The sequence below is a fragment of the Anaerolineae bacterium genome (assembly GCA_013178165.1).
Taxonomy (GTDB): domain Bacteria; phylum Chloroflexota; class Anaerolineae; order Aggregatilineales; family Ch27; genus Ch27.
The window spans coordinates 34,779-60,306 of record JABLXG010000042.1 but is presented as its reverse complement, the minus strand read 5'-3'; the positions used below and the strand labels follow the sequence as shown (position 1 = coordinate 60,306).

The window sequence follows — 25,528 nt, the reverse complement described above, 5'->3', positions numbered from 1 at the left end:
TTGCTTGACGGCCGCCCCGTAGGTCGCCCCGCGCTCGCGCCGCCGCGGTTGCCGCTTCAAGTCGCTCCCCATCAGCCGGATCAGCGCCTTGCGGTGCAGCCCCGTGACCGCTTCCATCTCATCCAATAACCGGCCCTTGGTACCCCGGTCTGCCTGCCGGTAGCGTTTCTGCATCGTTCGCAGGTACTTGCGTCGTTCATCAATGGTCATCTGTTCGTCGCTGGACATGGTTCCCTCGGTAACATTATCTTTTGAGTGAACCATACCCCCTCGGTAACATTTTGCGTGAAAGAATACGGAGCATTGACGTTTTGTGGCGGTGTCCGCTATAATCATATGCGCCCCGGCAAAGCTGGGGCGCTTTCTCGTACCTCCCAATTTTCCCCGTGCGTGCGGCCCAGTGGCATCATTCACGGCGGTGAAGCGAAGATTGGAGATTTGGCTATGTACGCAGTCGTTCGGAGCGGCGGTCGCCAGTACCGTGTTGAAGAAGGCGCCGTCATCGATGTTGAGAAATTGCCCTACGAGGTTGGCCAGACGGTCGATCTGGATGAGGTGCTGCTGGTCGCCGACGGTGAAAACGCGACGATCGGGCATCCGCTCGTTGCCGGCGCCAGGGTTCAGGCCACGGTGGTGGACCAGCTTCGGGCACGCAAGATCCTGGTCTGGAAGTATCGCCCCAAGAAGCGTTATCGCCGGCTGAAGGGCCATCGTCAGCACTATACCCGCTTGCGGATTGAGAAGATTATCCCGGCCTAGGAGTCAAAGGAGACGGAGATGGCTCACAAGAAAGGTGGCGGTTCCACCCGCAACGGTCGCGACAGCGAATCCAAGCGCCTTGGCGTCAAGAAGTTTGGCGGCGAGTATGTGATTCCTGGCAACATCATCATCCGCCAGCGCGGCACCAAGTTCCATCCTGGCGTGAATGTGGATATGGGCAAGGATTACACCATTTTCGCTGTACAGCCCGGCTATGTGTACTTTGAGTATGCCCGAGGCGGTCGCCGGCGCATCAGCGTTTACCCTGAGGATCCCAAGGCCAAGGCGTAAGCCGGGTCATGGCCTCTGCTTCTGCCCGCAGACCAGCCGGGTGAGGGGCCTGAATGCCTCCCCTAGGTACATCGAGGGGTTTGCGGAATTCTCTTAGCAGCCAATCCCGTTTACATGCGCTACGCCAACCCTGCGCGGTCCGTGGCGCGGAAGGATATGCGGAAAGAATGAAAGCCAATATTCATCCCAAGTGGTATCCGGCAGCGGTCGTGACCTGCGCCTGTGGGAATACGTGGACGACTGGCGCTACCGTCCCGGAAATTCGCGTGGATATTTGCTCCAATTGCCACCCGTTCTTCACCGGTGAGCGGCGCATCGTCGACACCGAAGGGCAGGTCGATCGCTTCTACAAGCGCCTCCAGGTGCGTGACCAGATCCAGCAGGAAGTCAAGGATCGCGAAGAAGCCCGCACCTCGCCGGAAGTGCCGCTGGCCGAGATCGGCCTGGCCACGCGCTACATCAATGTGCTGGCTGAAAACGGCATCACGATCGTCGGTCAGGTGCTGGAGCGCCTGGCTGCGCGCGGCGATGACGGCTTGCTCGACATTTCCGGCTTCGGGCGTAAGGCGCTGATCGACCTGAAGAAGCGTCTCCGCGAGCGCGGTTACCAGCTGCCGGAAGCGGAAATCACGGAGTAATCCCTGCACAGCAGGACAGTTGACAGGGCAGCCAGAAAATGGGACTGCCCTGTTTTGCTTATATGGGGGTGGCCTGATGAAACATCACAGCGGTCGTGTCGAGGTGATCTGTGGCAGCATGTTCAGCGGCAAGACAGAGGAATTGATCCGCCGCCTGCGCCGCGCCCGTATCGCCAAGCAGAAGGTCCAGGTCTTTAAGCCGGTTCTGGATAACCGCTACGCTGAAGAAAAAGTGATGTCCCATGACGGGCAGGGGTTGGCCGCCGTCCCGGTGGAGACAGCGTCCGGGATTCTGCGGGCGGTTGAGCCAGATACGACAGTTGTGGGCATTGACGAAGCCCAGTTCTTTGATGCTGAGTTGCCCGCGATCGTCGACAGTCTGGCCAGCCGGGGGATCCGGGTGATCCTGGCCGGGCTGGACATGGATTTTCGGGGCGAGCCGTTCGGGGTGATGCCACTGCTCATGGCCCGTGCTGAGGAAGTGGTCAAGCTGCATGCCATTTGCGTGATCTGCGGCGAGGAAGCCAGCCGTACCCAGCGGCTGGTGAACGGCCAACCGGCGCGCTATGATGATCCGGTGATCCTGGTGGGTGCCGCAGAGGTCTACGAAGCGCGCTGCCGGGAGCATCACGTGGTCTTGCGCGGCTAGGGCAAGCCAGCAACAATCAGCGGGAGTGGTTTTCGGCAAGCCGCCATGATCGGCAGTGCGAGCCAGAGGCAAAAGTCTGATGCTTGAAGAGATGTCTCCCTATGAGGAGGTTGAGGCCAGGGAAGCCGGGCTGGCCGGGTGGTCGCCACAGGTGGCGCCTATCCGCGAGGCCGTGGCGACTGTCCTGGCAATCGAGACGGAGGAATACCCCCTCGACGCGCATCTAACGGCTATCTTCAGCGGCAGGCTGCGCTACAACTCTGAGGAAGCCTATGAGGAAGTTGATCGCCGGCTGGCTCCCCTGAACCAGTTGCCCCTGTTCCGTGAGAGCGGTGGGAGGCATGTGGTGCGGGTGGTTCCGGGGCGTTTCAACCCGCGCCCGCGCGCCTGGTGGCCCAACGCCATCCTGTTTGTCCTGACGGTGCTTAGCCTGCTCTATACAGGTACGGCCATTGCCCTGGGAGAGGCGTTGCTGGAAAACCCGGAGCGCCAGCTTGCCGAGCTGTGGCGTGGCTGGCCCTATGCGCTGGGGATGGTGCTCATCCTCGGGGCGCATGAACTGGGGCATTACTTTGCGGCGCGTCACCATGGCGTGCCGGTGACGTTGCCTTACTTCATCCCGCTACCGTTTGGTTTCTTTGGAACCCTGGGTGCCTTCATCCAGCTTCGCGCGCCGCTGCGCAACCGCAAGGTATTGCTGGATGTCGGCGCGGCTGGCCCGCTGGCGGGGATGCTTTTTGCCGTGCCGATCCTGTTGATCGGTCTGGCGGCAGCGGAGGTCCGGCCCTTGCCGACGGATATCCCGTTTGTGCTGGAAGGCAACTCGATCCTGTACGCGCTGGCCAAGCGACTGACTTTTGGTCGGTTCCTGCCGGATGGACACCTCGATGTGTTCATGAATCAACTGGCTCAGGCCGGCTGGACGGGGCTGTTCATCACCGGTCTGAACCTGATCCCGGTGGGGCAACTGGATGGCGGGCATGTGGTCTATACGCTGCTGGGGGAACGGGCGCGGCTGCTGTATTTCCCGGCGATTCTGATCATCGCCGGTCTGGCGCTGGCTGTTTCGGATGCGTGGTTTTTGTGGCTGCTGCTCCTGACGATCTTCGGGCGAACTTACGCCACAACGCTGGACACCATCACCCCGCTGGATAACCGCCGCAGATGGGTTGCCATCCTGGCGCTACTGGTGTTCCTGCTGGTGTTTGTCCCTGATCCGCTGCGCGTGGTTCAGCCGCTGAATGTGCCGGTGGAGATGTTCTGAAAGCGGGTGCGAGCGTTGATGGAAGCGAGCGAGGATAGAACACTGGCTTCGGCCATCGTGATCCCGGCGCCGCCGCCTGTCGCCGAATTCGTGGCCGCGTTCCGCAGGGAACACCCCGGCCAGGAGTCGTATGCCCTCCCGCCGCATATCACGGTGATGTGGCCGTTCATCTCGCCGGGGACGCTGGACGATGAGCCAGACGAAGCCTTGTTGCGCCAGACAGCTGACCGCCTGCGCCGGATTTGTCGCTTGATCGCGCCGTTTACGGTTACGCTCGATCGCTACGGGACATTCCCCGGCGGTGTGCTTTACCTGGCCCCCCGTGACCCGGCGCCGATCATCGCCCTGCATAGCCATATCCTGGCGCAATTTCCTGAGTATCCGCCGTATGGAGGCGAGTACGGGGAACTGGTGCCCCATATGACCCTGGGAATCTTCGCGCCGGAGGACGTATCGGCTATTGCCGGGCGTCTGACGCTGGAACCGCTGGCCTTTGTGGTGGACCGTCTGTGTTTCATGTATGGGGATCAGCGGTTCTCGCAGCCATGGAAGACCGCCGCTGTGATTCCGCTGGGAGTAGGGCGATGAACCAGAAACGGGGTGTCCTGCTGCTGGCGTTGCTCCTGCTACTGACTGCCTGCCGGGGATTGGGACAGACGCCGCCACCGCCGCCCTTCAGCCCGGAGTCGCTGGCGACAGCCCTCGCGCTCACGGAGAATGCGCCCCCGCCGGGTCTTGAGACCGCTTCCTTCCCGCAGGTTGACCTGGGGCTGAAGGACCTGCCCGGCTATCGGTACGTGCTGGAACTGCGCTTTGAGGGCACGTATGACCATAACCTGCAGCCGGTTGGCGGTACGATCCGGGCTGAAGTGTGGTGGGATGGCAATGCTCCAGCACGGCGGGTTGTACTGGCAGTCGAAGGGGAAGCTTTCGCTGCCGAAGCGAGTCGCGTCGAAGCGGTGCGCATTGTCGATGACTACTACGTGCTGGCCGGGGCAGGGCGATGCTTGGTAAACCCGGACGAAGCGTTGCGTGCGGTGGCCGACCTGGACGCCGGCGCGTTGATCGGCGGCGTTACGGCGGCGCCATATGGCGGGGTGAAGGCGATCCTGAACGGGGAGCAGGCTTACCGCTACGAGGTCAGCGCCACTATGGCCAACCTTCCGGCGATCCATCAGAGAGCAGGCAACCCGTTCGGGATGGTCGGGGAGCTGTGGGTTGCGCCCCAGGCAGGGGTTGTCGTGCGCTACTATGCTAACGCGGATGTGGCCGGGGTGCGCCTGCTGGATAGCACAGAGACCGTCAGCGGGCAACTGTACATCCGTTACGATGTCTTCGACCTGGGAGTTGTGCCCAATATCAGCATTCCTTATGGTTGCTGAGTCGCATTAGCGCCGCAGCAGCTTGCCCAGGATCGAGCGGTGCGGTTGCTTCCCTTGAGTCTTCGGCGGTTTGGCCCTGTCCTGCTGGTGGAGCCACTGCTCGGCTTCGTCGGCGGAGGCATTCGCGCGTGCTGCGCCGGTGATGTTCAGCATCAGCGCGTCAAGCCCCGCTTCATAGCTGGCCGTAAAATCGGCGACGGAAAGACCGGCCATCCAGTCGCGCCAGGGGATGCGGCGCGTCACCGCCAGATAAACCTGTTTGCCCGCTGTAAAAGCCTGCTGGACTTCGCGTCGCATATGGTCCCGGCGCAAGGCTTCCGGGGATAGCACGGCGATCAGCCCTTCACTAGCTTCAATGGCGGCCCGCTGGGCGGCTTCCCAATCGGCAGTGGCGCTGATCTCCTGCAGGTCCAGCCAGACCTCAACGCCGAGGTCATTCAAGTCTTCGGCAAGCTGGACGGCGAACAGCGCGTCTTCCCGTGTGTAAGCGATGTAAAGCACGATCCGGTTTCCTTTGCCCGACGATGTCTGGTAGCAGAGTCTAGCGTTTTTGTGCCGCTTTTGCCTCAAAACGAGTCTGGTCGACGATCACGCGCTCGTGGGTGGCGCGCCCGATCATCTCGTGGTCATCCCACGCTTCGATTGCAAAGAACAATCGGCGGCCGTCAATGTTAGTCAGCGTGGCGACGGCGCGGACGGTAGCGCCGACAGGGGTGGCCGCCAGATGCTGCACATCGATCCGCGTGCCAACTGACGTCATCCCGGTTGCCAGGCGCCCTTCAAGAGCATTCACAGCGGCGGTTTCCATCAGGCCGACCAGCATCGGGGTGGAGAAGACGGCCACCAGACCGCTGCCGATGCGCGCGGCGGTCATCGCTTCGGTGACCTGCCAGGAAGCCTGCCCGGTCAGACCAGGTTCCAGTACGCTCATGCTCAGTCTCCTTTGTGTCAGGGCTGTGTATTGGCCTGCCCGCCACGTAGCAGCAGAGCCGGGATCAGCGCTAGCAGGCACAGCAACGCCCCCAGCAGCGCCAGTTCGCGGATGACCTGAGCGGTCAGCATGACATAGATGTTGACAGCTTCCTGGGTCATGGCGATGGTCTCGCCGATAGCGGTAGCAGCAAGCGTGGAAATTCGCCGCAGGGCGATGGTTGTCAGAGCGGAGGCGGCCAGGGTCATCCCCAGCAGGCGCAGCATATCGTCGATGGCGGCAGCGATGCCACGCCGATCATCCGGGGCGGCGTTAAGCACGGCGGCGCTGGTGGGCGACATGGTCAGACCCAGGCCAATCCCGGCCAGGATCATGTGAGCGGCCATCTCCTCGTGGCTGACCGCCTCTGTCCAGCGTAGCCCGGCCAGCGTGAACCCCATGGCGGCCACGATCAAACCGGTGGCAGTAGGCAAACGATAGCCAAACCGGTCGCTGAGCCAGCCGCCGGGTATGGCGCTGAGGGCCATCGGGATGGTCAGGGCGCTCATCACGAGGCCGACGGACAGGGCGGTCTGTGTCAGGGTGTCCAGACTTTCCGCCCGGATGTTGATGAGAATCGGCACGATCACCAGGCCGATCATCAATGCAAAACCCACGATCAGGCTGGTGAGATTGCCGGCGGCGAAGTTGCCACGGCGGAAAAGGCCGAGGTCGATCAGCGGGTGAGGGTGGCGACGTTCGATCCAGAGGAAGCCCAGCAAGGCAGCCAGGCCTGCCATTAGCGCCGGTCCGGCGTAAGGCGGAAAGGCAGTCAGTTCGGCGAAGGTGGAGGAGCCGACTGTCACATCGGTATTGGCTCCTAGCCCGATGCTGAAGCACAGCAGAGCCAGGGCAAGCGAAAGCGCGCCGGGAAGGTCAAAGCCGCCACTGGCAAGCGGTTGCTCGACGCCGCGCAGCAGGCGGAGAATCAACGCGAAGATCAGCAGACTTATGGGGATATTGAGCCAGAACAACAGCCGCCAGTCGACAAACTGCACCATGATGCCACCGTACAGATGGCCGACCACCCAGCCAGCCATGTCGATCGCGCCAATCAGCCCCAGCGGCTGGGCACGGCGCTGCGGCGGGAAGAGATCGCCGACCAGTGCCATACTGATGGGCACCAGCGCTCCGCCGCCAAAAGCTTGAATCACCCGTCCGATCACCAGGGATAGCAGGGCAATGGCGGTTGGGTCGGGGCGCTGTCCTAGCCGGCGGGCCAGGTTGTACAGCCATCCGGCGGGCAGCCCATCCGCCACAGCAACCCAGATTGACCCGGCAGTGAAGATCGCCAGGCAGATCAGGTAAGCCCGGCGCCGCCCGATCAGGTCGGAGACGCGCCCCATGAACGTCATCGAGATCGTATAAGCCAGCAAATAACCACTGACCAGCCAAGCGGTGTCATCGAGGCCGCTTTCCAGCGGAATCTGAAATTCAACAATCACTTCTGGCAGGATAGCGGAGATGATCGTCAGATCGAGCGCACCGATAAAAACGGGCAGGCTCACCAGGGCCAGCACCAGCCAGGGTGAAGGCGGCCTGGCCAGGGATGGGGCAGGGTGGGCGAGCGAAGGCTGGGACAGACGCATAGACATGTCTACTCCGGACGCTCGATGCGGTGGCCGCCGTTGTAATCAAAGACTTCAATAGTCCAGGTGCTGGGTTCGGGCTGTGTCGCGTTGACGGTATCAGGCTGGACGATGACCATCCGTTCCGGGTGATGATCGGGGACGCGAATGTACAGATCAACCTGCACATCAGCCCGCGCCGGAATCAGGCCAATGGTCAGCGCGGCAACCTCGCTGCCCGCCGCTGTACCGGTCAGGTGCCAGACGTCGACGCCATCCAGGTTTTCCGCGCCCTGCAGGCGCAGGTCCTTGATCGCGGCCATGGCCCGGGCCAGACCGCTCTCCGACCGGACCAGCTGCTCAGCATTGAAGCCGGGCGAGAACTCCGCATTGATCCAGCGCCCGCCGGTCAGGACGGCATGGCGGTAGAACTGGTCGTCCCCGATGGCAATCACGTCGATATCCCCGGCGATGCCGCTGATGAGCACGCGCACACGCGCCTGAACACGGTCAGGGGCCACGTAGTGGCCGCTGGCGCGGACGAACTCAATCAGACCCGCGGCATCGATGAAGACCGGAGCGCCGCTGCGGACAATGGTGACCGCGAAGCTTTCCGCCTCCTGGATGTGTTGCCCGGCTTCGGTGACCAGTTCAAGCGGATCGGGTGGCTCACCTGCGGCAGGGGCGCAGGCAGCGCACAACAACGGGATGGCCAACAGCGCAAACCAGGTTCTCATCGCTTCAATCTTTCAGTCGGTCAGGCGCGGGCAAGCGGGCTTTCTGTCTCTCTGTACGCAGCCCGGTGAGCGCCGTTGTGTTTGCCTACAGAAAGAAGTCTTTCAGCGCAGCGTCGATCTGATCGATCAGGGCAAACAGCTCAATATCCGGGTGATGGGTGATGATCAGATCATTGCCCGTGATGGTCAGGGCAGCGATGCCGTTGACAGCGAACAGCGTCTGTGCCAGCGGTGAGCCGGTTTCGCCACTGGCAGGGTCCGGGTAGTGTTCTTCTCCTGCCGGGGCCAGGTTCTGGTTGGTGTGAATGATGACTACCTGTGGGTCTTCGGTTGGCTCAACGTCAATAGTGATATATTCCGACATGGTGCTTTCTATCCGATCAGCGTCGCAGGGCAGCAGCGATAATGGCTGGCAACTCTTCCGGCGCGTCCAGCAGGGTGCCGGTGTAGTAAGCGGCACAGTTGAGGTCGTCAAGACACGTTTTGCGCAGGCTCTCCTCGCGGCGGGTGCTCCAGACAATCACTGGCGTGGTCGGGAAGGCCGCCTGTAGCTCCTGGATGACCGTCAATCCGGGGGCGGGGTTGCCCTCCTCCGGAAACGGGGCGCACAGGATCACCTCCGGTGCGGGGTAGCCGCGAGCGCGATATTCCTCAAGGTTGCGAGCAACGTAAAGCCGATGGTTGTACGCCTCTTCCAGCGCCTCATAGAAATTGTCGTAAATCTGCGCCTGCAGCCCGTGTAGTCCATCGCGGGAAGGGGCATTCAGTACCCGGAAGAGACTCTGAATCAGCGCGACGGTCGCCATGGTTACCTCATCAGGTTGTGGGTTTGCCAGGCAGTAAATTATACAGCGGGTACGGGCTAACGGTCACAGGATTTGTCGCGCTTGCGATGCCGCCGTCTCCGGCGCATAATGGAACACGTAGCGGGTTGATAAGGGATGGGTTTGGAGTGAGCAATGGTCAAAGCGACGTTTAGTCGTAGCATTCGCTGGTTGCTGTTGGCGCTGGTGCTGACAGGCTGCTTCCGGCAGGCCGGGCCGAATCTGGATACCCCGATCAGTACGGTGTCGCCGACACCCCTGCCGACCAGCCCGGTCGAGATCACGCCATTTGTCACGCCGTTCGTGCCTGGCGCAGGGCCGGAACTGACGGCGATGCCTACGCTGGCCGGGCCGGAGCCAACCCTGGCACTGATCCAGCCCGGTGCTATTGAACCGACTTTGACTCCCGGCAGTGAGGCGGCAGTGGGTCCTGCACCTTCCGCCACGATCCCGTTTGCTGCCGGGCCGACTTACACGCCGGTGCCCGGTGCGCCGCCAGTGAATCTGAATCCCAACCTGCCTGCCGGTAACCAGACCACTTCGTCGACCTCGACCCAGCCTGTGGCTGACTGCATCTACGCGGTAGAGGCAGGCGACACAGCGTTTTACATTGCCTCAAAGTACAATATTACCCTGGCCGAACTGATCGAATACAACAAGCTGGAGAACGCCAACTACCTGTATGAGGGCCAGGAGCTGAAGATCCCGAATTGCGGTGTGCGTGTGGAGCCGACGGAATCCGGCCTGCCCACGCCCAATATCCCTCCACCTGGTCCGACCCCGACAAGCCCGATCCCACAGACCACTGCTGACGGCCAGATCATTCACGTGGTTGAGCCGGGCCAGAACCTGTTCCGGATTTCCCTGCGTTATGGCGTTACCGTCCAGGAGATTGTGGACGCCAACAACCTGGGTAGCGCCAATGCGATTCTGTCGATTGGCCAGCAGTTGATCATCCCCCGGAAGGCCGATTAGCCGGCGCTGAAGACAACCCTGGGTCAGTTGTGCCGGGGCGATCTGTGATGATCGTCCCGGTGTTTTTTGTCCGGTGGTCGCTGGCGCAGTAAGCCGGTTGGGCTGTACCGCTTCGGTGTTCTATACTAGGGCAAAGAGACCCTGAACCGGTGTCTGCAGTGCGGATAGACGCCGGGCCTACCAGAAACGAGGCGGGCCGTGAGGTGGCGGCTTCATCTTTCAACCCAGCCGGTAGCGGCAGTGCAGTTGATTCCTTCTGATAAACCTCTGGTGGCGGTCTGGGATAGCCGGCATACCGTTCATTACTATACCCAAGCGGATGCGACCCCATCCGGTGAACAGCCTTTTGATCAGGCGCCTCTGCCAGACGATCTGGCAGCTGACTTCTGGCAGGAATTTGCAGCCAGCCTGCAGGCGCCCAACGGGCAGTACCTGCCAACGGTTTTCATGAGCGGGTTGAGTATCTACCAGAGCCGGGATGGCCGGCTGCGACTTTACCATTTTCATGATGGTGATCTTGTCCTGGAGGTGGAAGGCCGCCATATTACCCTGGATCGGGATGGGGATGGCCGCTTCCTGGCTGTGGGGCTGGATCGTTCGCTGGGGCTGTGTGCGGCGATCAGCGAGCGGGGCGGGCTGCATATCTTCCAGCAGCACATCCGGATCACCAGGGTGGCGCTCGATCTGACGCTGGGGATGGAGGCACGTCTGAGCCTGGCGATGCCTGATGGACTTGGCTGGCTGCTGATCAGCGATGGCCGGCGGGTCATGATCGTGGACTCTGCCGGGCGCATCCTGCATCAGTTTGAAGCACATTTCGCCGTAGGGACGCTGGCCGTCTCGCCTAACGGCCAGTATATCGCCCTGGGGGATGTTGACGATAACCTGGTCCGGGTCTACGACAACACCCTGCGACCTACTCACCAGAAGCATGCTATCGATCTGATCGCCAGCGCCAGGCAGGTGCAACTCATTGCCTCTCTGCCGGGGCGCAAGATAGGGATATCGGCGGTAGATATCTCAGATAAAGGGGTGATCGGCTTTGCACTGGGGGGCGTGGTCTGTGTGGTTGACCTGAAGGCGCTGGATGTTCTGCCGCAACCGCGCCCGCTCCTGTGAAGGAAAACGCAACGGGCCTTGCGCGGAGAAGGCCCGTGCACCGGCATGGTTGCACCGCCTGCTAACAGTTAATCTTATAGTCAGCCCAACGTCAATTTTGTCGATGTCCGGTTCAGGGGCGCAACCATGCGATATTATCAGGTTGCCGTGGCGGGACACCTATAGGATAAAAGTCATATTTTGAATGTAAATTATCGGATATTACCCGATGTGATCGGGCGGGTATCTGGAGCTATGCTGTGGATGTTGCTGTTGATGCCAGCCGGGTGACCGTAGCTCGGCGCACCGGCACAGAGCGTTACGCGCTGGAACTGCTACGGGCGCTGCTGGCGCGGGATACGGTCAACCGCTACCGCCTGTATTTCCGCGACACGCTGCCAGCAGAGTTACTGCCTGCCGGGCCGCAGATCACGACCTGCGTAATCCCGTGGCCGCGTCTGTGGACACACACGCGCTTTGCGGCGGCACTCTGGGCCAGCCGCCCGGATGTCACGTTTGTGCCGGCGCATACGTTGCCGTTCGCCTTTCCGGGGCCTGCCATCGTGACGATTCACGATCTGGGCTACCGGTTCTTTCCGGAAGCACATACGGGCTGGTCGCGACGCTACCTGGAGTGGTCGACGCGTCACAGCGCGCGCCGGGCGACCATCGTCTTGGCCGATTCAGAGGCCACCCGCCGCGACCTGACCGTGCTGTATGGGATTCCGGCGGAAAAGGTGCGGGTGGTCTACCCCGGTGTGGATGAGCGCCTGGCTCCGGTGACGGATGGGGCGACGCTGGCGGCAGTGCGGACGCGCTACGGGCTGCCCGACCGCTACCTGCTCTTCGTGGGGACCCTCCAGCCGCGCAAAAACATTCAGCGGCTGGTGCAGGCTTACGCCGTTGCTGAGTTGCACCAGCGCGGGATCGGGCTGGTGCTGGCCGGAGGCCGGGGCTGGCTGTACAATCCGGCCTGGACAGCCGGGGTGCCTGGTGTAGTGGAAACCGGTTACGTAGCGGACGATGACCTGGCGGCGCTGTACAGCGGCGCAGAGGCGCTGGTATTCCCCTCGTTATATGAAGGCTTTGGTTTCCCGGTGCTGGAGGCAATGCACTGCGGGACGCCAGTGATGGCCAGCTGTACGTCCAGCCTGCCAGAACTGGCCGGTGAAGCAGCTCTGCTGGTTGATCCGCTCGACGTAACAGCGATGGCGGCGACGATGCTCCGTCTAACGTCGGATCGGGCGCTGCGTGTCCGGTTGATCGCTGCAGGGAGGGCACAGGCGGCGCGTTTCACCTGGGATCGCGCTGCTGACGCCGTCCTGGCGGTGCTGGTGGAGGCAGCAGAAGCCGGGCGGCGGGGCAGGTAGGTCACGATATTCTCCTGCGCTTGTGGTAACGTTGGTTTCTCGGTGTCTGGCTGACAGTCATGGTGGTTGCCTATGTATCAGCAAGCTGCTGAATCATCGCTGGTTCGCAATGCGCTACGCAAACTCACATTTGCTGTGCTGGTACCGGTCTGGCGTGTTGCCCGGCAAGGGCCGCGCAACACGCTGATCTGGGCATTTGTGCGCCTGCGGCTGGCCCTGACCGGCGTTTCCACCGAACGCTATGCCCGGATCACTCCCACCCTGTATGTCGATGGGCAAATTGGCCGCGAGGGCTGGCGGCGGTTGCAGGCCGCCGGAGTGACGGCGATTGTTAACATGCGCCGCGAACACGACGACCGGGCGGCGGGCATCCCTGTGCCGCCGGAGAACTACCTGCATCTGCCGACCGAGGACGATACCCCCGTTTCCCTGGAAGACCTGCGGCGCGGGGCGGACTGGATCGCCGATCAGATTGCACAGGGTGGGGCGGTGTACGTCCACTGCGCAGCTGGTTCGGGGCGCGCGCCCAGCATGGGCGCGGCCTATCTGATTGCACACATGGGCATGACCACCGATCAGGCCCTGGCAACGATCAAAGCCCGGCGTCCGTTTATCATGCCCAAACCGGCGCAGGTTGAGCGCCTGCGCGAATTCGAGGCGTGGGTGCGTCCGGCTGACCGCGCCCGGGAGAACCCTGCCGAGTAGCGCCGGAATCGAAGGCTAGCCCGGCTAGTCCCTGGTGTTGTGCCAGATCAGCGGCGGGTAGGCGCGGCGCACGGCGTAGTAGAGCGGCACGCTGACAATCGAACCGGCGACGATCTGGGCAAGGTTAGGGGCGATTTCCAGGGCAGCCTGCATCCCTGCCAGGATCAGCCCGGCGACAAAGTAGCCCACAATCAGGATTATCCCGGCAACCACGCAACCCAGAATCAGCCGCCAGAAATTTCCTTCGCCGCGCACGATCATGCCGGCGGCCAGGCCCATCAGCCCATGGATGAGCAGGGTGAAAGGCGCCCACTGGGCATACGGTGAAGTCAAATCGGCCAGGGCAGTGCCCAGCGCCCCGGCGATCGCGCCAACGACCGGACCGAAGGCGAAACCGGTGAACAACACGCCAGCGTCGCCAAGATGGACGTAGCCGCTGATGGGCGTCGGAATCTGTACCGCGCGGGTCAGGATGAAGATGATCGCGGTCATCACACCGGTCAGGGCCAGCGTACGGGGATCGCTGAAAGTCTCACGTTTAAACATCATTCCCTCCAGAAGCGTATGCTGTGATGCGTTGGACAGTCTGCTGAAAGCCTGGCGGCAGCATATCATCGCCGGGTAAGACTGTGCAGGCAAGCAGAATAAGTCACCAGTGCACCCTCAAATCGGCTCGATGTGTTTCTCCGCCCAGGCGTCATAGGCGGCGCTGATCCGCCGGGTTAGCGGGCCGGGCGTGCCGGTTCCGATCGGGATGTCGTCGATGGCGACGATGGGAATCACGCCCCGGCTGCTACTGGTCAGGAAAGCTTCGCTCAGCGCCGGGATATCCGCCAGCGTGACGGCCTGCTCCTCTACTGGCACGATTTCTGGCGCGACCTCCAGCACGATCCGGCGGCTGATGCCGTTGAGGATGCCCGCACCCGCCGTGCGCAGGCGGCCCCCCAGAATGGCGTAGAAATTGCTGCTGAAGCCTTCCAGTATGGTGCCATCGGAGTCGACCAACAGCCCTTCATACATGCCGGGGCGCATCTGCACCTGCAGGGCAGCGCGGCTGGCCATCCAGCTGGTTGACTTGGCGGCGGGATTGGCGCGCCGGGCAGCGAAGGTCTGGACGGCGACGCCGTCGCGCTTGACCGATTCCGGGACAGGCGTCAGTGGTTCGAGCGCGAAGTAGACCTGCTCCGGCGTCTCGGCAGCGATAGTGATGCGGAAGCGCGTCTCAGGATATCCGGCGCGTTCGATCAACGTGCGCAGCGCCGTGCGAATCGCGGCCCGGCTGTGCTGTACGGGGATGCCAGTCAGGCGGGCCGATTCCTCCAGGCGGGCGAGGTGCGCGTCAAGCTCCAGAGCGCCGGTGCGGTGAAAAGTCCGCGTCACGGTATATACGCCGGCCGGCTCATAGCGGATGGCATCATGCAGTGATGCCGCCGTGTAAGGCGTTGGCTTAAGCCCGTCCGGGGTCAGGATGGCGGTCAGGATATGCGCTTGCTCGTTCATGGCGGGCGGATTCTAACGTCAGGTCAGCGGAATAGCAACGCGACCGGCTTGTGTCCGATCGCGTATACAGCGGAATCATAGAATGTCGTGTGCGGCCAGGGCGTTCCTGGAACCTCCTCAGGAACGGAAGAAGTTGCTGATGAAGAACCACAGGTTAGCGGGCCGTTCCGCCAGCCGGCGCATGAAGTAGGGATACCACTGGGTGCCAAAGGGCACATAGACACGCATGGTATACCCTTCCTGGGCCAGCTTGCGCTGCAGGTCGGAGCGGATGCCATAAAGCATCTGGAACTCGAAGCGGTCGCGCGGGATGTTGTTACTGGCGGCATAGGCACGCATCGCGTCGATGATCCGCTGGTCATGAGATGCAACACCCAGGTAAGCGCCGGTGGTGCCGTCAGCGTCGATGAAAGCATGCATGAGCTTGAGGAAGTTGGCGTCAACATCGGCCTTGCGGGGGAAGGCCACATCGGGCGGTTCCTTATAGGCGCCCTTGCATAGCCGCACAAATGCACCCTCCGCCTTGAGGGCGGCCATATCCTGTTCGCTGCGGTAGAGGTAAGCCTGGATCACGGTGCCGACGTGCGCCCTGCCGAAAGCACGATGCATCTCGTAGAAGATACGCAGGGTAGCGTCGGTGTAATGATGGCTTTCCATGTCGATCGTGACATGGTTGTCGAGTTCTCTGGCATGTTCGACGATGCGCCGGAGGTTACCCAGGCAAAGTTCCTCCGAGATGTTCAGACCCAGCTGGGTGAGCTTGAGGGAGACTGTCGCCTGGAGGTTGTTGGAGGCGATCGTATCCAGGATGTGAATGTACTGGTCAGCGGCCTCGCTGGCATCCTGGGCGGACTGCACGGATTCGCCCAGGTAGTCCAGGGTGACTACCAACCCGTCAGCGTTAAGTTTCCTGACCGCCTGTATAGCTTCAGCCAGGGTTTCCCCGGCGACAAAACGCCGAGCGACCCGCCGTGCGACAAAGAAGCGGGTGATCAACGCCTTCGCCCAGGCGGCCTCAGAGAGGTACAGCAAGACGGAACGTAGCATACAGCAGCCCTCCATGCCGCTGATTCCTGCCCGCACAAATAACCTGAACTCATTGTACATCTCGCCCCGGGTCGTATACGCTGATGTTTGACGGCAATAGTCATTGACGATTGGCCGTATCCAGCCGCCGAAACGACTACCCCCGACTGGACAGGCGGTCGGGGGTAGTTGTGGGGCTAAACGTTATGTGGCTTGCCCAGCCTGGCCCGTTCTTCGTCAATCAGGGATTCATCCAGCTTGACGAAGAGCGGTGTGATCGCGCCCAGGCGCTGGCCGGGCGGCAACTCGCTTGGTTCCCACCTGCCGGTTGCGCCTGCCGCATCATAGATCAGGGCTTCGTGACTGCGGCCATCTTCATCATAGGTGACGATCCGTTGCTCGCCAAAGAGCCGACCGGAGTAGCCGAGCATTTCGTGCAACTGCTGCGCACTGAACGGCAAGAAAGGCGCAAGGACGATCTTGAGATTGTCGATCACGCGCAGGATGGTGTAGACAACGGTGGCGGTATCCTGGGGATCTTCCTTGATCAGCTTCCAGGGCTGGCGGCGATCGAGGTAGACATTGGCTTCCTGCACGACGCGCAGCGCTTCCTGCAGGGCGGCGCGCAGCTTGACCGCGCCGAGCAGGTCGCCGACCGAGGTTAGCGCGGCCACGCTCTGGGCCAGGATAGTCTGATCATCTTCGGTCAGGGTCCCCGGCGCAGGCACTGCGCCGTCGAAACGCTTGCTGGCAAAGCCGAGCATCCGGTTAACCAGGTTGCCCCAGGCGGCGACCAGTTCGTTGTTCACGCGGCTGACAAATCCATCCCAGGAAAAGTCGGCGTCGCGGCTTTCGGGGAAGGTCATGGCGACGTAATAGCGGATAGCGTCGGCCTGGTAGCGTTCCAGGATGTCCGGCAACCAGATTGCCCAGTTGCGGCTCTTGGAGAACTGGCGACCTTCGATGTTCATGAATTCATTGGCGGGGACATCATAGGGCAGGTTGATCGATGCGCTGCCGTCGTGGTAAATCCCATCGATGCCCAGCAATTCCGCTGGCCAGATCACGGTGTGGAACGGGATGTTGTCCTTGCCGATGAAGTAGAACATCCGGGCCTTGGGGTTGTACCACCAATCCTTCCAGGCGTCGGGTGTGCCCCGGTTGGTCGCCCACTCGATGCTGGCTGAGAGGTAGCCCATCACAGCTTCGAACCACACATACAGCCGCTTGCTCTCCCAGCCCGGCAGGGGAACATGAATGCCCCAGTCCAGGTCACGAGTGATGGCCCGCGGCTGCAGGTTGGCGACATAGTTGCGGCTGAAATTGAGGACGTTGTCGCGCCAGTGACCGGCTTTTTCTGCCCGGTTCAGGTAATCCTGCAGCGCTTCAGCAAAGCGCGGTAGGTCCAGAAAGTAATGCTCAGTCTCGCGCACGACCGGCGTAGAGCCGTCGATCTTGCTGCGCGGGTTGATCAGGCGCGTGGCATCAAGCAGGGTGCCGCAATTGTCACACTGGTCGCCGCGGGCGTCGGTAAAGCCACAGACGTAACAGGTGCCTTCCACCAGGCGATCGGGTAGGAAGCGGTTCTGGGTTTCACTGTAGAGTTGCTGCTGGATCTGCTTAAAGAGATACCCGCGTTCCAGCAGGATCGTAAAGACATCCTGCGCTACCCGGTGGTGGTTGGCCGTATCGGTGTGGGTGAAGAGATCATAGCTGATGCCGATGTCGCGCTGGGTGGTCAGGAAGCGTCGGTGATACTTCTCGAACAGCTCGCGCGGGCTGATGCCCACTTTGTCGGCCTCGACCGAGATCGGGGTCCCGTGGGAGTCTGAGCCGCTGACCATCAGCACGTGGTTGCCTTTGAGGCGGTGGTAACGGGCGAAGATATCAGCCGGGAGATAAGCGCCCGCCAGATGGCCGATGTGCATGTCGCCGTTGGCATAGGGCCAGGCGACTGATACGTGAATGTACTCAGGCATACTGTGAACTCCTTGCTTGCGTAGACCGCCGGGTATTATGCTGCAGCAGACCGGAATGGCAACAAAAAACCGCCTGCGAGACAGGCGGTTGGTTTACCGAGCCGCTGGGTCGTGTGGCTAGGCAGGCGCGCACGACCGCTGCCAGACGGGAGTCTCGCATCCTGTCCGGCACGGCTCGTTACACATCATGCCCATCACAGTATTCTGCCGTATCCACACGTTCATAATGCCCGTAGTGTACGGGGTTGGGGCATTGTTGTCAAGCAGACTCATTTCCGTTGTTTGCACGATCTAGCAGGGTCTGGGCCGCTTCCCAGACTCCCTGTGCACTGACGCCGTGCCTTTCCCATGACCAGTCTGTGGGCGGCCCGGCGGCAACCCCGCCTTCCGGCAGGGGATAGGGCTTCCAGGCAACGGCGGCGCGCCCCGGTGGCACGAATGGCCCGTAGCGACGAGGATCGGACGGCCCGAAGATCATCACCGTGGGCGCGCCAGCGGCAGCCATCAGATGCAGTACGCCGGTATCCGGGCCGATGGCCAGGGCAGTGACCCGGCTGAGCGCCGCAATTTCGGCGAAGCTGAGCACCCCGACCAGCGAGAGCAGGTTCATGCCGGGCAGGGCGGCGTGCAATTCATCGGCGCGGGGGCGGTCTTCGGGGCCACCAAGGATGGCGATACGGGTCTTCAGGTGGGCGGCGGCGCGGGCAGCGACGGTGGCCAGTAACGCTACTGGTGGGCGCTTCTCCGTCATGATCATGCCAGGATTCTTGCCGCCGCCGACATGGACTACCACCAGACCATTGGCAGTGCGGAGAGGATGGGGCAGGGCGGTTACCTGTTCCTCGCTGACCGGTAGATTAGCCCAGCAGTTGGCCGTATCGAGGTTAAGGGCACGGGCGATATCCAGATAGATCTCGGCTTCGTGACGGACCACGCGGGGATCGACCGGGACTTTGACACTGTAGAATCGCCCACGCCCGGCTGAGTCCAGCCCGGCGCGGGCACGGATGCCAGCCAGCCAGACGGCCAGTGCAAGAGCTGGAGAGCGGTCGGGCACCACGGCCAGGTCAAACCGCCCCTGGCGGAGCTGGAGCGCCAGGCGAAGGAGGCCGGCAGGCGAGCGGGCAGGATTGGCGGCTGGGCCGGTGGGCAGAACAGCATCCAGCAGCGGGTGATTCTCAATCACGGGTGCGCTATGGGTGCCTACCGCCCAGGTGATATGCGCAGCAGGAAAGGCGCGGCGCAGGGCAGCCAGTAGCGGCGTGGTGAACACCACGTCGCCGATGCAGCATGGTTTGAGCAGCAACAAGCGGGAAGGTTGGGGAGAGGGCATCTTTACACGGAGGCTTTCTATGACATAATAGGGATGTACTCTACCATAAACCGAGCGTTGTACCGGGAGGGTATCGGCTGCCCGGCAGCAGATACACCTTGCCTGAGGATTATAGCAGGGGGCAAAGTCCCGCCGAAAAACGGGAAATTGCCTCTTGCGCCCAGACCAAAACACTGTATAATGCAAAGTACAGTATGGGCAGTGCGAATGTGGCGCTGCGCATCGCTAAAAACTGAACAAGGGGGAGGTGGCAAACACAACGACACACCGAAGTTACAGGCTGTTGTTCTCGTGTGTTTGCGACCGACAGAAGTGTCGGTTTTTGTTTCCCCCGTTGCCGGTGGAACTGGCCCTGCACCTTAACAAGAGAATAGTGGGAAGGAAGGACGCCAGACGAGGCTCAAGTCCACCTGAAGGGTGGATGAGGTCGAATACGGAGAGTTTGATCCTGGCTCAGGATGAACGCTGGCGGCGTGCCTAACACATGCAAGTCGAACGGCAGCCTTGACTCAGGTTGAGGCGAGAGTGGCGGACGGGTGAGTAACACGTAGCTGACCTGCCCTGGAGAGGGGGATAACTGCTGGAAACGGCGGCTAATACCCCATATACTCGTGGAGGTTAGAGGGCCACGAGGAAAGCGGTAGTGCTCCAGGATGGGGCTGCGGTCCATCAGCTAGTTGGTAGGGTAAAGGCCTACCAAGGCGAAGACGGATAGGGGGCCTGAGAGGGTGACCCCCCACACTGGGACTGAGACACGGCCCAGACTCCTACGGGAGGCAGCAGTGAGGAATATTGCACAATAGGCGGAAGCCTGATGCAGCAACGCCGCGTGGACGATGAAGGCCTTCGGGTTGTAAAGTCCTTTTCTGTGGGAAGAGGCGGACGGTACCACAGGAAGAAGTGTCGGCTAACTACGTGCCAGCAGCCGCGGTAAAACGTAGGACGCGAGCGTTATCCGGATTTACTGGGCGTAAAGCGCGTGCAGGCGGTACCCAAAGTCGTGCGTGAAAGCTCCCTGGCTCAACCGGGAGAGGTCGTACGAAACTAGGGGACTAGAGGGCAGCAGAGGCGTGTGGAATTCCGGGTGTAGTGGTGAAATGCGTAGATATCCGGAGGAACACCAGAGGCGAAGGCGGCACGCTGGGCTGTACCTGACGCTCAGACGCGAAAGCGTGGGGAGCGAACGGGATTAGAAACCCCGGTAGTCCACGCTGTAAACGATGTGCACTAGGCGTATGGTCGGAAAGGGCTGTGTGCCGAAGCAAACGCGATAAGTGCACCGCCTGGGGACTACGGCCGCAAGGCTAAAACTCAAAGGAATTGACGGGGGCCCGCACAAGCAGCGGAGCGTGTGGTTTAATTCGAGGCTACACGAAGAACCTTACCTGGGTTTGACATAACGGTGGTAGGGAACCGAAAGGGGACCGACCTTCGGGAGCCGTTACAGGTGCTGCATGGCTGTCGTCAGCTCGTGCCGTGAGGTGTTCGGTTAAGTCCGGTAACGAGCGCAACCCTCGTCGCTAGTTACACGATGTCTAGCGAGACTGCCCGTGATAAGCGGGAGGAAGGTGGGGATGACGTCAAGTCAGCATGGCCTTTATGCCCAGGGCTACACACACGCTACAATGGCCGGTACAATGGGTCGCCAACCCGTGAGGGGGAGCCAATCCAGGAAAGCCGGTCACAGTTCGGATTGCAGGCTGCAACCCGCCTGCATGAAGTCGGAGTTGCTAGTAACCGCGCGTCAGCCATAGTGCGGTGAATACGTTCCCGGGCCTTGTACACACCGCCCGTCACGTCATGGAAGCTGGTCATGCCCGAAGCCGGTGTGCTAACCGCAAGGGGGCAGCCGTCCAAGGCAGGGCTGGTAACTGGGACGAAGTCGTAACAAGGTAGCTGTAGCCGGAAGCTGCGGCTGGATCACCTCCTTTCTAGAGTTGTTGTCATGGCTTCACTTGCTGAAGGCCATGACTACCCATCACCAGTTTCTCTCTCCCGCGCCCTTCCTCCCACTACTCTCTCGTTAAGGTCAAATCGCTTCTCAAAACGCCGCCTGATGTGTTCAGGTGGCGTTTCTTTTTGCCTGAGTGGCCTCCCCCCTTTTAAGGCTGCTGGTTTGACGCCGGGTGTCCCCCGCGTACAATAGAAGGCGGCTCAGGAGGGGGTGTGTGCATGACCCGTGAAAACCTGTTTGATGGTCGCTATCGCTACGATCATATTTACCCCCGTGGTCGCAGCGGCGAGGTCTTGCGCGCGGTTGACACCCATCAGAATGACCGGCCGGTGGTGATCAAGCGTCCGGCGCCGCATGACGCGCCGCCAATTCGGGCCGGTCAGGAGGTCAACATCCGTACGGAGCGGCGCGCCCTGCTGCAGCTTAAGGGCCATCCTGTGCTCACCGACCTGCTGGCCGAGGGGACTTTTCACGTTGGCGGGCAGGCGCACCTTTACATTGTCCTTGAGCGCGCTGAAGGCGTGATGCTGGAACAAGAGGTTCTGGAACTGGCCAAGGCTAACGAACGATTGCCAGAACTGGAGATGCTGGTCATCGTTGACCGGTTGCTTGATCTGCTCACCATTGCCCATGAGCATGAGATTGTTTACAACGATGTTGACGCCAAGCATCTGTTCTGGGACCGCGCCAGCTACCAGCTGAAGGTGATTGACTGGGGCAATGCCGTCTTTCTGGAAGGGGATGATATCACCCCGCAGGGCATCAGCCGCCAGAGCGACATTTACCAAACCGGGGAATTGCTGTACTTCATCCTGACCGGCGGGCAGCGCCTGATACTGAATGGCGAGACGGTGGATTTTGGCCCGGATGCCTCACGCATCCCAACCCGCCTGCAACAGATCATCCAGCGTGCTGTCCATCCTGCGCTGGATCATCGCTATCCGGGTGTTCACGCCCTGCGCGAAGACCTCGCCCAGTATCGCCGACCGCTGGAGCGTGACCGCGAGGCCAAGCTGGAGCGCATTGAGACCCGGTTGCAGAGGCAAAACAACCAGCGAGACCTGGAGCGTCTGCTGCAAGAAGTTGAGGCAGTTCAGGCCCGCGACCCTGGCTATCCACGTGCACGGGCGTTGCACGAACAGATCGCGGAAGAACTGCACCGCCTGGCCATCCTCGCCGATCTTGACGCGGTGCGCATTTACATGGAAAGTGCCAACTGGGCGCGCTCAGAGGCACTGCTGGCCGAGATCGTGGAGCGGGCCAGGGGGCCGCAACGCGATCGGGCGCGGCTGCTCAGGGAAATCGCGGCGATGTTGCAGGCCAGCAACACGCGTCCGCCGGCAGGCCTCATGCCCGCCCTGGAAGCGATCTTCCGGGATGATCTGGCGGAGGCGGCGCGGCGTTTGCTGGTGACACCCGAAACTCATCCAGAGGCGCGCAACCTGCAGTGGTTGCTAGCCGAGCGCCTCCAGGCTTATGCGCCGGATGTCCTGGTTTTGCGGCCTCATCTCCTTCGCCTGCAGATGAGTCTGAGCGCCCTGCAGCGGCCCTACGCACCGCCGAACGCCGCGGATACCGTTATTGATGCGGTAGCCGCGCTGGAAGAGCCTTCGTCCGGGCGGCTGGAACACCTGACTGTGGTTTACCAGCAGCTATCTGATACGTTGCTGGCGCTGGTCGACTCGCTGGAGGAGCGCGCCGGCGCTGTTCTGCAGGAGCCACAACAACAGGCTATCGCTTCGGCACGTCTGGCCGCGGGGACGGCGCAGGCGATTGTGACGCAGCTCAAGGTGGTGGCCGCCCAGGCGACTGCCAACCCTGCAGCGGCCAGCGCCGCTCTGGAGGCGGCGTGTGCGCTCGATCCTGTCAATCCTGCGTTCGACAGCATCCGCGAAACGCTGCACAGTCTGCGGCGCACCTTTGACGAGATCGCCCGTTACCGCCCCCAGGCCGACGGCGGAGACCTGCATGGCTGGCTTGAAGGAGTGCTGGGGAAGCTCCAGCCGTTCGCCGACGCTCTGCCTGACCCACGGCTGGACATCCTGATTGCCAGCGTTCAGGATGCCCGGGCGTACTGGATCGCTTTTCAGGATGCTGTGGTGGTCGGGAACCGGCTGGAGGCGCTGGAGGCTCTGCGACGAGCTGCTGATGGCATCCGCCGCCTGCACCCGGAACTGGCCGCCTGGTTGCTTAACGTTCGCGGGGCGATTGAAAAGGCGCGTTACGTGCAGCGTCACGCCCAGAATACGGCATTCGGGCGGGCCATGGCCGATGGCTGGGCGGCCTGGGACCGGGGTAGTGGGATCGAGGCGGAACGGCTGGCCCGGCAGGCGCTGGAAGAAGTGACCAACGACCGGGAGGCGGCAGCGGCAGATCGGCTGGTGCGGCTGGGTAACCTGTTGCGTAGCTGGAAAGAAGGCAATGGCGAGGGCGATCCTGATCTGACCGCTCATACCGATGCGGCGCTGCTAGCGCTGTTGACGCCGGAGGAAGAGCGTTACTGGCAGCATTTCACCCAGCAGATGCCTACCGCGCAGGCTTACCTGGAAGCGATGGGGCCTCGCCTGATCGACCATTTTGAGCAGACGAGCACAGCCGGCCAGCGCATCCTGTTCTTTCACTTTGTCCTGCGCGGCGTTCTGGACATGTATGAGGACACGCCAGAAGACGCTGAGTTCTGGCTGGAAGCAGCCAGACGTGCCCTGCCCAATGCAGAGCAGCACGTCGCCTGCATGGCCCTGGCTAACGTCATCCGCGATCGGCAATCCCTGCGCGATCTGGCCGGGCGTATTGACGCCATTCAGACGCCGGATGACGTGCTCAGTGTGCGAAAACAGGTTGAGCGGTCGGCACTGTATCTGTTGCTCAGCCCGCTGGTGGACGCGCTTCGCGCTGTGGAAAACGGCCTGGCTGCCTGGCAACAGGGGGACTTCCGCGCAGCCGGTGGGGCGCTGGAGGCCGCACTTCATCGCCTGGCTGATGGTGAGCGACTGGCTCATATCCGGCTGGAGCGATTCCGCGCCTGGTTGGAGCATCTCAGCCGTCTGGCGGCGGAACTGCATGTGGTGCGCGAGCACATCGCTGATGTGGCCGAGCAATGCCCGGAAGAGCCTGATCCACGCCTGGCCGAGTGGCATGACCGTCTGGTGCGCGAGACAGAGGCTGCGCTGGGCGCTGCCTACGCCAGACCGACCTTGGCGGTCTGGCAGAAGGTGTATGCTACCGTCACAGGCATCTACACTGACCCGGCCAGGCGGCGTACGCGCAAACTGCGCGACATGGATGAGCTATTCAACGCCACAGCGCATATTGACTTTCATCCCGCCTATCCTCTCTACCGGGGGTGGCGGCAGATCATCGATACGCGGCCAGAATTCCCGGCGCCACCGACTGACCAGCCGGTACCGCAGTATGAAGAGGGTGGCACACGCAGGCCGCGCTCACCGCTGTACACCCTGGATGACTTCTCCCCACGGGTTCCCCGGCGGCGAGTACAGCCGGTGACTGTTGTACTGGGGGCGTTGGCTGTGCTGGCGCTGGCGGCAGTGGGCGTGCTATTCGTATTGAGCGGCGGCACAGGAGGGACGCCGGCGATTGCGGTGACCTGGGAGACGTTGACCCCTACGCTGAGCGATACCCAGATTGTTGCCGCCACGGAGGCGGCCATCGAGACAGCTACCGCAGCTGTTGCGGCGCTCCTGCCTACGGCTACTGATACGCCGGTTCCCAGCCCTACGCCAACGTTCACAGCCACGCCGACCCAGACGGCGGTGCCAACCCTCGATCCGGGCATCAGTTTCCTGCCGACAACTGCACCGCCGCCCACGGCGACGCTGACAGTCCCCCCGGAGTTGCCTACCGCCACGCCACCGATAGCGCCCGTTGCGGCTGTGGAGCCGGTACGCGGGCAACAGAACGTGCTGCTGGCCCTGCAACAATCCGCGCAGGTTTATCCCTGGCCGCAGGCGTGGTTCAAGCCTGGCGATCTGGGTGGAAGCTGGGTGCTGGGTGTAGCGGAGCCTGACAGTGGGGATAACCTGCTGCGGGTAGTAATACCGGCTGATCTACTGGCGCAGCTTTTTGGCCCGGAGGCGGCCACGCGCCTGCGCCGTCTGGAGGCAACGCTGACCCTGCGGCAGTACGATCCGGCTTTGATCACGGAAAACATGGTATATTTCGGCCTGGGCCTGCAGGGCGCGGACGAAAGCCGGGTTGCCGTCCAGGTGCAATTAATCCGGGCGGACGCAATCAATGTGGGCGCCAGGGTAGGCGATGAGTTCCGCGCCCGTTCAACGGTCCCTGTTGGTGAAGGGCGAGTCAGGCTGGCGCTTGAACGTTACGCTGATGGCACGGTAGGGCTATACCTGGGCGATACCCCGCTTGGCGCACCACGCTTCCTGACGGCTCCTAACGCCCCGGTGATGCCATTCCTGTTTGTCCAGCAGGGTGGGGTGGTGGTCAGCGTGACCGACCTGGTGGCTACTTTTGACTGAGTGGTTCTTGTTT

General features: G+C 62.0%; 24 protein-coding genes and 1 rRNA gene. 13 read left to right on the top strand and 12 right to left on the bottom strand.

The features are described 5' to 3' along the window. Nucleotides 1-228 (bottom strand): integrase (locus HPY64_17230; protein NPV68874.1); only part of this gene is annotated, 228 nt, incomplete at its 3' end. Between the two features lie 216 nt (nt 229-444). On the opposite strand from HPY64_17230, the gene rplU reads away from it, so the two are divergent. The 7 genes from rplU to HPY64_17195 all read left to right on the top strand — a co-directional run bounded on the left by rplU (nt 445) and on the right by HPY64_17195 (nt 4,983). Further along, nucleotides 445-759, top strand: coding sequence for a 50S ribosomal protein L21 (rplU, locus tag HPY64_17225; GenBank protein NPV68873.1), 315 nt, complete (start codon nt 445-447; stop codon nt 757-759). 18 nt (nt 760-777) lie between these two features. Then, on the top strand, nt 778-1,050 hold the full coding sequence (rpmA, locus tag HPY64_17220) for a 50S ribosomal protein L27 (protein NPV68872.1): 273 nt from the start codon (nt 778-780) through the stop codon (nt 1,048-1,050). A gap of 167 nt (nt 1,051-1,217) precedes the next feature. Further along, nucleotides 1,218-1,688 carry a 50S ribosomal protein L31 gene (gene rpmE, locus HPY64_17215; protein ID NPV68871.1) on the top strand — a complete coding sequence of 157 codons (471 nt, stop codon included), beginning with the start codon at nt 1,218-1,220 and terminating at the stop codon, nt 1,686-1,688. Nucleotides 1,689-1,764: 76 nt separating this feature from the next. Beyond that, a complete protein-coding gene (locus HPY64_17210; GenBank protein ID NPV68870.1) occupies nt 1,765-2,337 on the top strand; it encodes a thymidine kinase in 573 nt (190 codons plus the stop codon). A 79-nt stretch (nt 2,338-2,416) separates the two neighbouring features. Then, nucleotides 2,417-3,601 (top strand): site-2 protease family protein, encoded by a 1,185-nt coding sequence (locus tag HPY64_17205; protein ID NPV68869.1) that lies wholly within the window; start codon nt 2,417-2,419, stop codon nt 3,599-3,601. Nucleotides 3,602-3,619: 18 nt separating this feature from the next. Continuing rightward, complete coding sequence (locus tag HPY64_17200; GenBank protein NPV68868.1) at nt 3,620-4,189, top strand: 2'-5' RNA ligase family protein; 570 nt, start codon at nt 3,620-3,622, stop codon at nt 4,187-4,189. Further along, nucleotides 4,186-4,983 carry a hypothetical protein gene (locus tag HPY64_17195; protein NPV68867.1) on the top strand — a complete coding sequence of 266 codons (798 nt, stop codon included), beginning with the start codon at nt 4,186-4,188 and terminating at the stop codon, nt 4,981-4,983. The genes HPY64_17200 and HPY64_17195 overlap by 4 nt, the downstream gene beginning before the upstream one ends. A gap of 6 nt (nt 4,984-4,989) precedes the next feature. Here the strand turns inward: HPY64_17195 and HPY64_17190 are convergent, their stop codons facing one another. The 6 genes from HPY64_17190 to HPY64_17165 all read right to left on the bottom strand — a co-directional run bounded on the left by HPY64_17190 (nt 4,990) and on the right by HPY64_17165 (nt 9,064). After that, nucleotides 4,990-5,484 (bottom strand): toll/interleukin-1 receptor domain-containing protein, encoded by a 495-nt coding sequence (locus HPY64_17190; GenBank protein ID NPV68866.1) that lies wholly within the window; start codon nt 5,482-5,484, stop codon nt 4,990-4,992. 40 nt (nt 5,485-5,524) lie between these two features. Beyond that, nucleotides 5,525-5,914 carry a thioesterase family protein gene (locus tag HPY64_17185; protein ID NPV68865.1) on the bottom strand — a complete coding sequence of 130 codons (390 nt, stop codon included), beginning with the start codon at nt 5,912-5,914 and terminating at the stop codon, nt 5,525-5,527. 17 nt (nt 5,915-5,931) lie between these two features. Further along, on the bottom strand, nt 5,932-7,548 hold the full coding sequence (locus HPY64_17180; GenBank protein NPV68864.1) for an MFS transporter: 1,617 nt from the start codon (nt 7,546-7,548) through the stop codon (nt 5,932-5,934). Nucleotides 7,549-7,550: 2 nt separating this feature from the next. Next, entirely contained in the window at nt 7,551-8,258 is a 708-nt protein-coding gene (locus HPY64_17175) for an LppX_LprAFG lipoprotein (GenBank protein ID NPV68863.1), read from the bottom strand. A gap of 85 nt (nt 8,259-8,343) precedes the next feature. Next, entirely contained in the window at nt 8,344-8,622 is a 279-nt protein-coding gene (locus tag HPY64_17170) for a hypothetical protein (GenBank protein NPV68862.1), read from the bottom strand. Between the two features lie 16 nt (nt 8,623-8,638). After that, on the bottom strand, nt 8,639-9,064 hold the full coding sequence (locus tag HPY64_17165; GenBank protein NPV68861.1) for a hypothetical protein: 426 nt from the start codon (nt 9,062-9,064) through the stop codon (nt 8,639-8,641). Nucleotides 9,065-9,217: 153 nt separating this feature from the next. On the opposite strand from HPY64_17165, the gene HPY64_17160 reads away from it, so the two are divergent. The 4 genes from HPY64_17160 to HPY64_17145 all read left to right on the top strand — a co-directional run bounded on the left by HPY64_17160 (nt 9,218) and on the right by HPY64_17145 (nt 13,230). Next, a complete protein-coding gene (locus HPY64_17160; GenBank protein ID NPV68860.1) occupies nt 9,218-10,057 on the top strand; it encodes a LysM peptidoglycan-binding domain-containing protein in 840 nt (279 codons plus the stop codon). Nucleotides 10,058-10,255: 198 nt separating this feature from the next. Then, the gene (locus tag HPY64_17155) at nt 10,256-11,176 is read left to right on the top strand and encodes a hypothetical protein (protein ID NPV68859.1); all 921 of its coding nucleotides are present in this window, start codon (nt 10,256-10,258) and stop codon (nt 11,174-11,176) included. Nucleotides 11,177-11,415: 239 nt separating this feature from the next. Next, the gene (locus HPY64_17150) at nt 11,416-12,525 is read left to right on the top strand and encodes a glycosyltransferase family 4 protein (protein ID NPV68858.1); all 1,110 of its coding nucleotides are present in this window, start codon (nt 11,416-11,418) and stop codon (nt 12,523-12,525) included. A gap of 72 nt (nt 12,526-12,597) precedes the next feature. Further along, nucleotides 12,598-13,230: a dual specificity protein phosphatase family protein gene (locus HPY64_17145; GenBank protein ID NPV68857.1), complete on the top strand. Its 633-nt coding sequence runs from the start codon at nt 12,598-12,600 to the stop codon at nt 13,228-13,230. 24 nt (nt 13,231-13,254) lie between these two features. Here the strand turns inward: HPY64_17145 and HPY64_17140 are convergent, their stop codons facing one another. From HPY64_17140 to HPY64_17120, 5 genes are all read right to left on the bottom strand, one after another. Further along, entirely contained in the window at nt 13,255-13,779 is a 525-nt protein-coding gene (locus tag HPY64_17140; GenBank protein ID NPV68856.1) for an ECF transporter S component, read from the bottom strand. A gap of 114 nt (nt 13,780-13,893) precedes the next feature. Further along, on the bottom strand, nt 13,894-14,730 hold the full coding sequence (locus tag HPY64_17135; protein ID NPV68855.1) for a hypothetical protein: 837 nt from the start codon (nt 14,728-14,730) through the stop codon (nt 13,894-13,896). Between the two features lie 117 nt (nt 14,731-14,847). Beyond that, nucleotides 14,848-15,777: a proline dehydrogenase gene (locus tag HPY64_17130; GenBank protein ID NPV68854.1), complete on the bottom strand. Its 930-nt coding sequence runs from the start codon at nt 15,775-15,777 to the stop codon at nt 14,848-14,850. A gap of 176 nt (nt 15,778-15,953) precedes the next feature. Next, nucleotides 15,954-17,735, bottom strand: a complete 1,782-nt coding sequence (locus HPY64_17125; protein ID NPV68853.1) for a methionine--tRNA ligase — start codon at nt 17,733-17,735, stop codon at nt 15,954-15,956. A gap of 259 nt (nt 17,736-17,994) precedes the next feature. Continuing rightward, complete coding sequence (locus HPY64_17120) at nt 17,995-19,068, bottom strand: glycosyltransferase family 9 protein (protein NPV68852.1); 1,074 nt, start codon at nt 19,066-19,068, stop codon at nt 17,995-17,997. A 433-nt stretch (nt 19,069-19,501) separates the two neighbouring features. Here HPY64_17120 and HPY64_17115 point away from each other — a divergent pair. After that, nucleotides 19,502-21,001: ribosomal RNA gene (locus HPY64_17115) — 16S ribosomal RNA — on the top strand. A 239-nt stretch (nt 21,002-21,240) separates the two neighbouring features. Beyond that, complete coding sequence (locus HPY64_17110) at nt 21,241-25,515, top strand: hypothetical protein (protein ID NPV68851.1); 4,275 nt, start codon at nt 21,241-21,243, stop codon at nt 25,513-25,515. The last annotated feature ends 13 nt before the right edge of the window (nt 25,516-25,528 follow it).

Bases quoted from the DNA above. Each gene is read 5' to 3' on its own strand.
- rplU (NPV68873.1), top strand. From the start codon at position 445: ATGTACGCAGTCGTTCGGAGCGGCGGTCGCCAGTACCGTGTTGAAGAA.
- rpmA (NPV68872.1), top strand. From the start codon at position 778: ATGGCTCACAAGAAAGGTGGCGGTTCCACCCGCAACGGTCGCGACAGC.
- rpmE (NPV68871.1), top strand. From the start codon at position 1,218: ATGAAAGCCAATATTCATCCCAAGTGGTATCCGGCAGCGGTCGTGACC.
- HPY64_17210 (NPV68870.1), top strand. From the start codon at position 1,765: ATGAAACATCACAGCGGTCGTGTCGAGGTGATCTGTGGCAGCATGTTC.
- HPY64_17205 (NPV68869.1), top strand. From the start codon at position 2,417: ATGCTTGAAGAGATGTCTCCCTATGAGGAGGTTGAGGCCAGGGAAGCC.
- HPY64_17200 (NPV68868.1), top strand. From the start codon at position 3,620: ATGGAAGCGAGCGAGGATAGAACACTGGCTTCGGCCATCGTGATCCCG.
- HPY64_17195 (NPV68867.1), top strand. From the start codon at position 4,186: ATGAACCAGAAACGGGGTGTCCTGCTGCTGGCGTTGCTCCTGCTACTG.
- HPY64_17185 (NPV68865.1), bottom strand. From the start codon at position 5,914: ATGAGCGTACTGGAACCTGGTCTGACCGGGCAGGCTTCCTGGCAGGTC.
- HPY64_17180 (NPV68864.1), bottom strand. From the start codon at position 7,548: ATGTCTATGCGTCTGTCCCAGCCTTCGCTCGCCCACCCTGCCCCATCC.
- HPY64_17175 (NPV68863.1), bottom strand. From the start codon at position 8,258: ATGAGAACCTGGTTTGCGCTGTTGGCCATCCCGTTGTTGTGCGCTGCC.
- HPY64_17170 (NPV68862.1), bottom strand. From the start codon at position 8,622: ATGTCGGAATATATCACTATTGACGTTGAGCCAACCGAAGACCCACAG.
- HPY64_17165 (NPV68861.1), bottom strand. From the start codon at position 9,064: ATGGCGACCGTCGCGCTGATTCAGAGTCTCTTCCGGGTACTGAATGCC.
- HPY64_17160 (NPV68860.1), top strand. From the start codon at position 9,218: ATGGTCAAAGCGACGTTTAGTCGTAGCATTCGCTGGTTGCTGTTGGCG.
- HPY64_17145 (NPV68857.1), top strand. From the start codon at position 12,598: ATGTATCAGCAAGCTGCTGAATCATCGCTGGTTCGCAATGCGCTACGC.
- HPY64_17140 (NPV68856.1), bottom strand. From the start codon at position 13,779: ATGATGTTTAAACGTGAGACTTTCAGCGATCCCCGTACGCTGGCCCTG.
- HPY64_17135 (NPV68855.1), bottom strand. From the start codon at position 14,730: ATGAACGAGCAAGCGCATATCCTGACCGCCATCCTGACCCCGGACGGG.
- HPY64_17130 (NPV68854.1), bottom strand. From the start codon at position 15,777: ATGCTACGTTCCGTCTTGCTGTACCTCTCTGAGGCCGCCTGGGCGAAG.
- HPY64_17125 (NPV68853.1), bottom strand. From the start codon at position 17,735: ATGCCTGAGTACATTCACGTATCAGTCGCCTGGCCCTATGCCAACGGC.
- HPY64_17120 (NPV68852.1), bottom strand. From the start codon at position 19,068: ATGCCCTCTCCCCAACCTTCCCGCTTGTTGCTGCTCAAACCATGCTGC.
- HPY64_17110 (NPV68851.1), top strand. From the start codon at position 21,241: ATGACCCGTGAAAACCTGTTTGATGGTCGCTATCGCTACGATCATATT.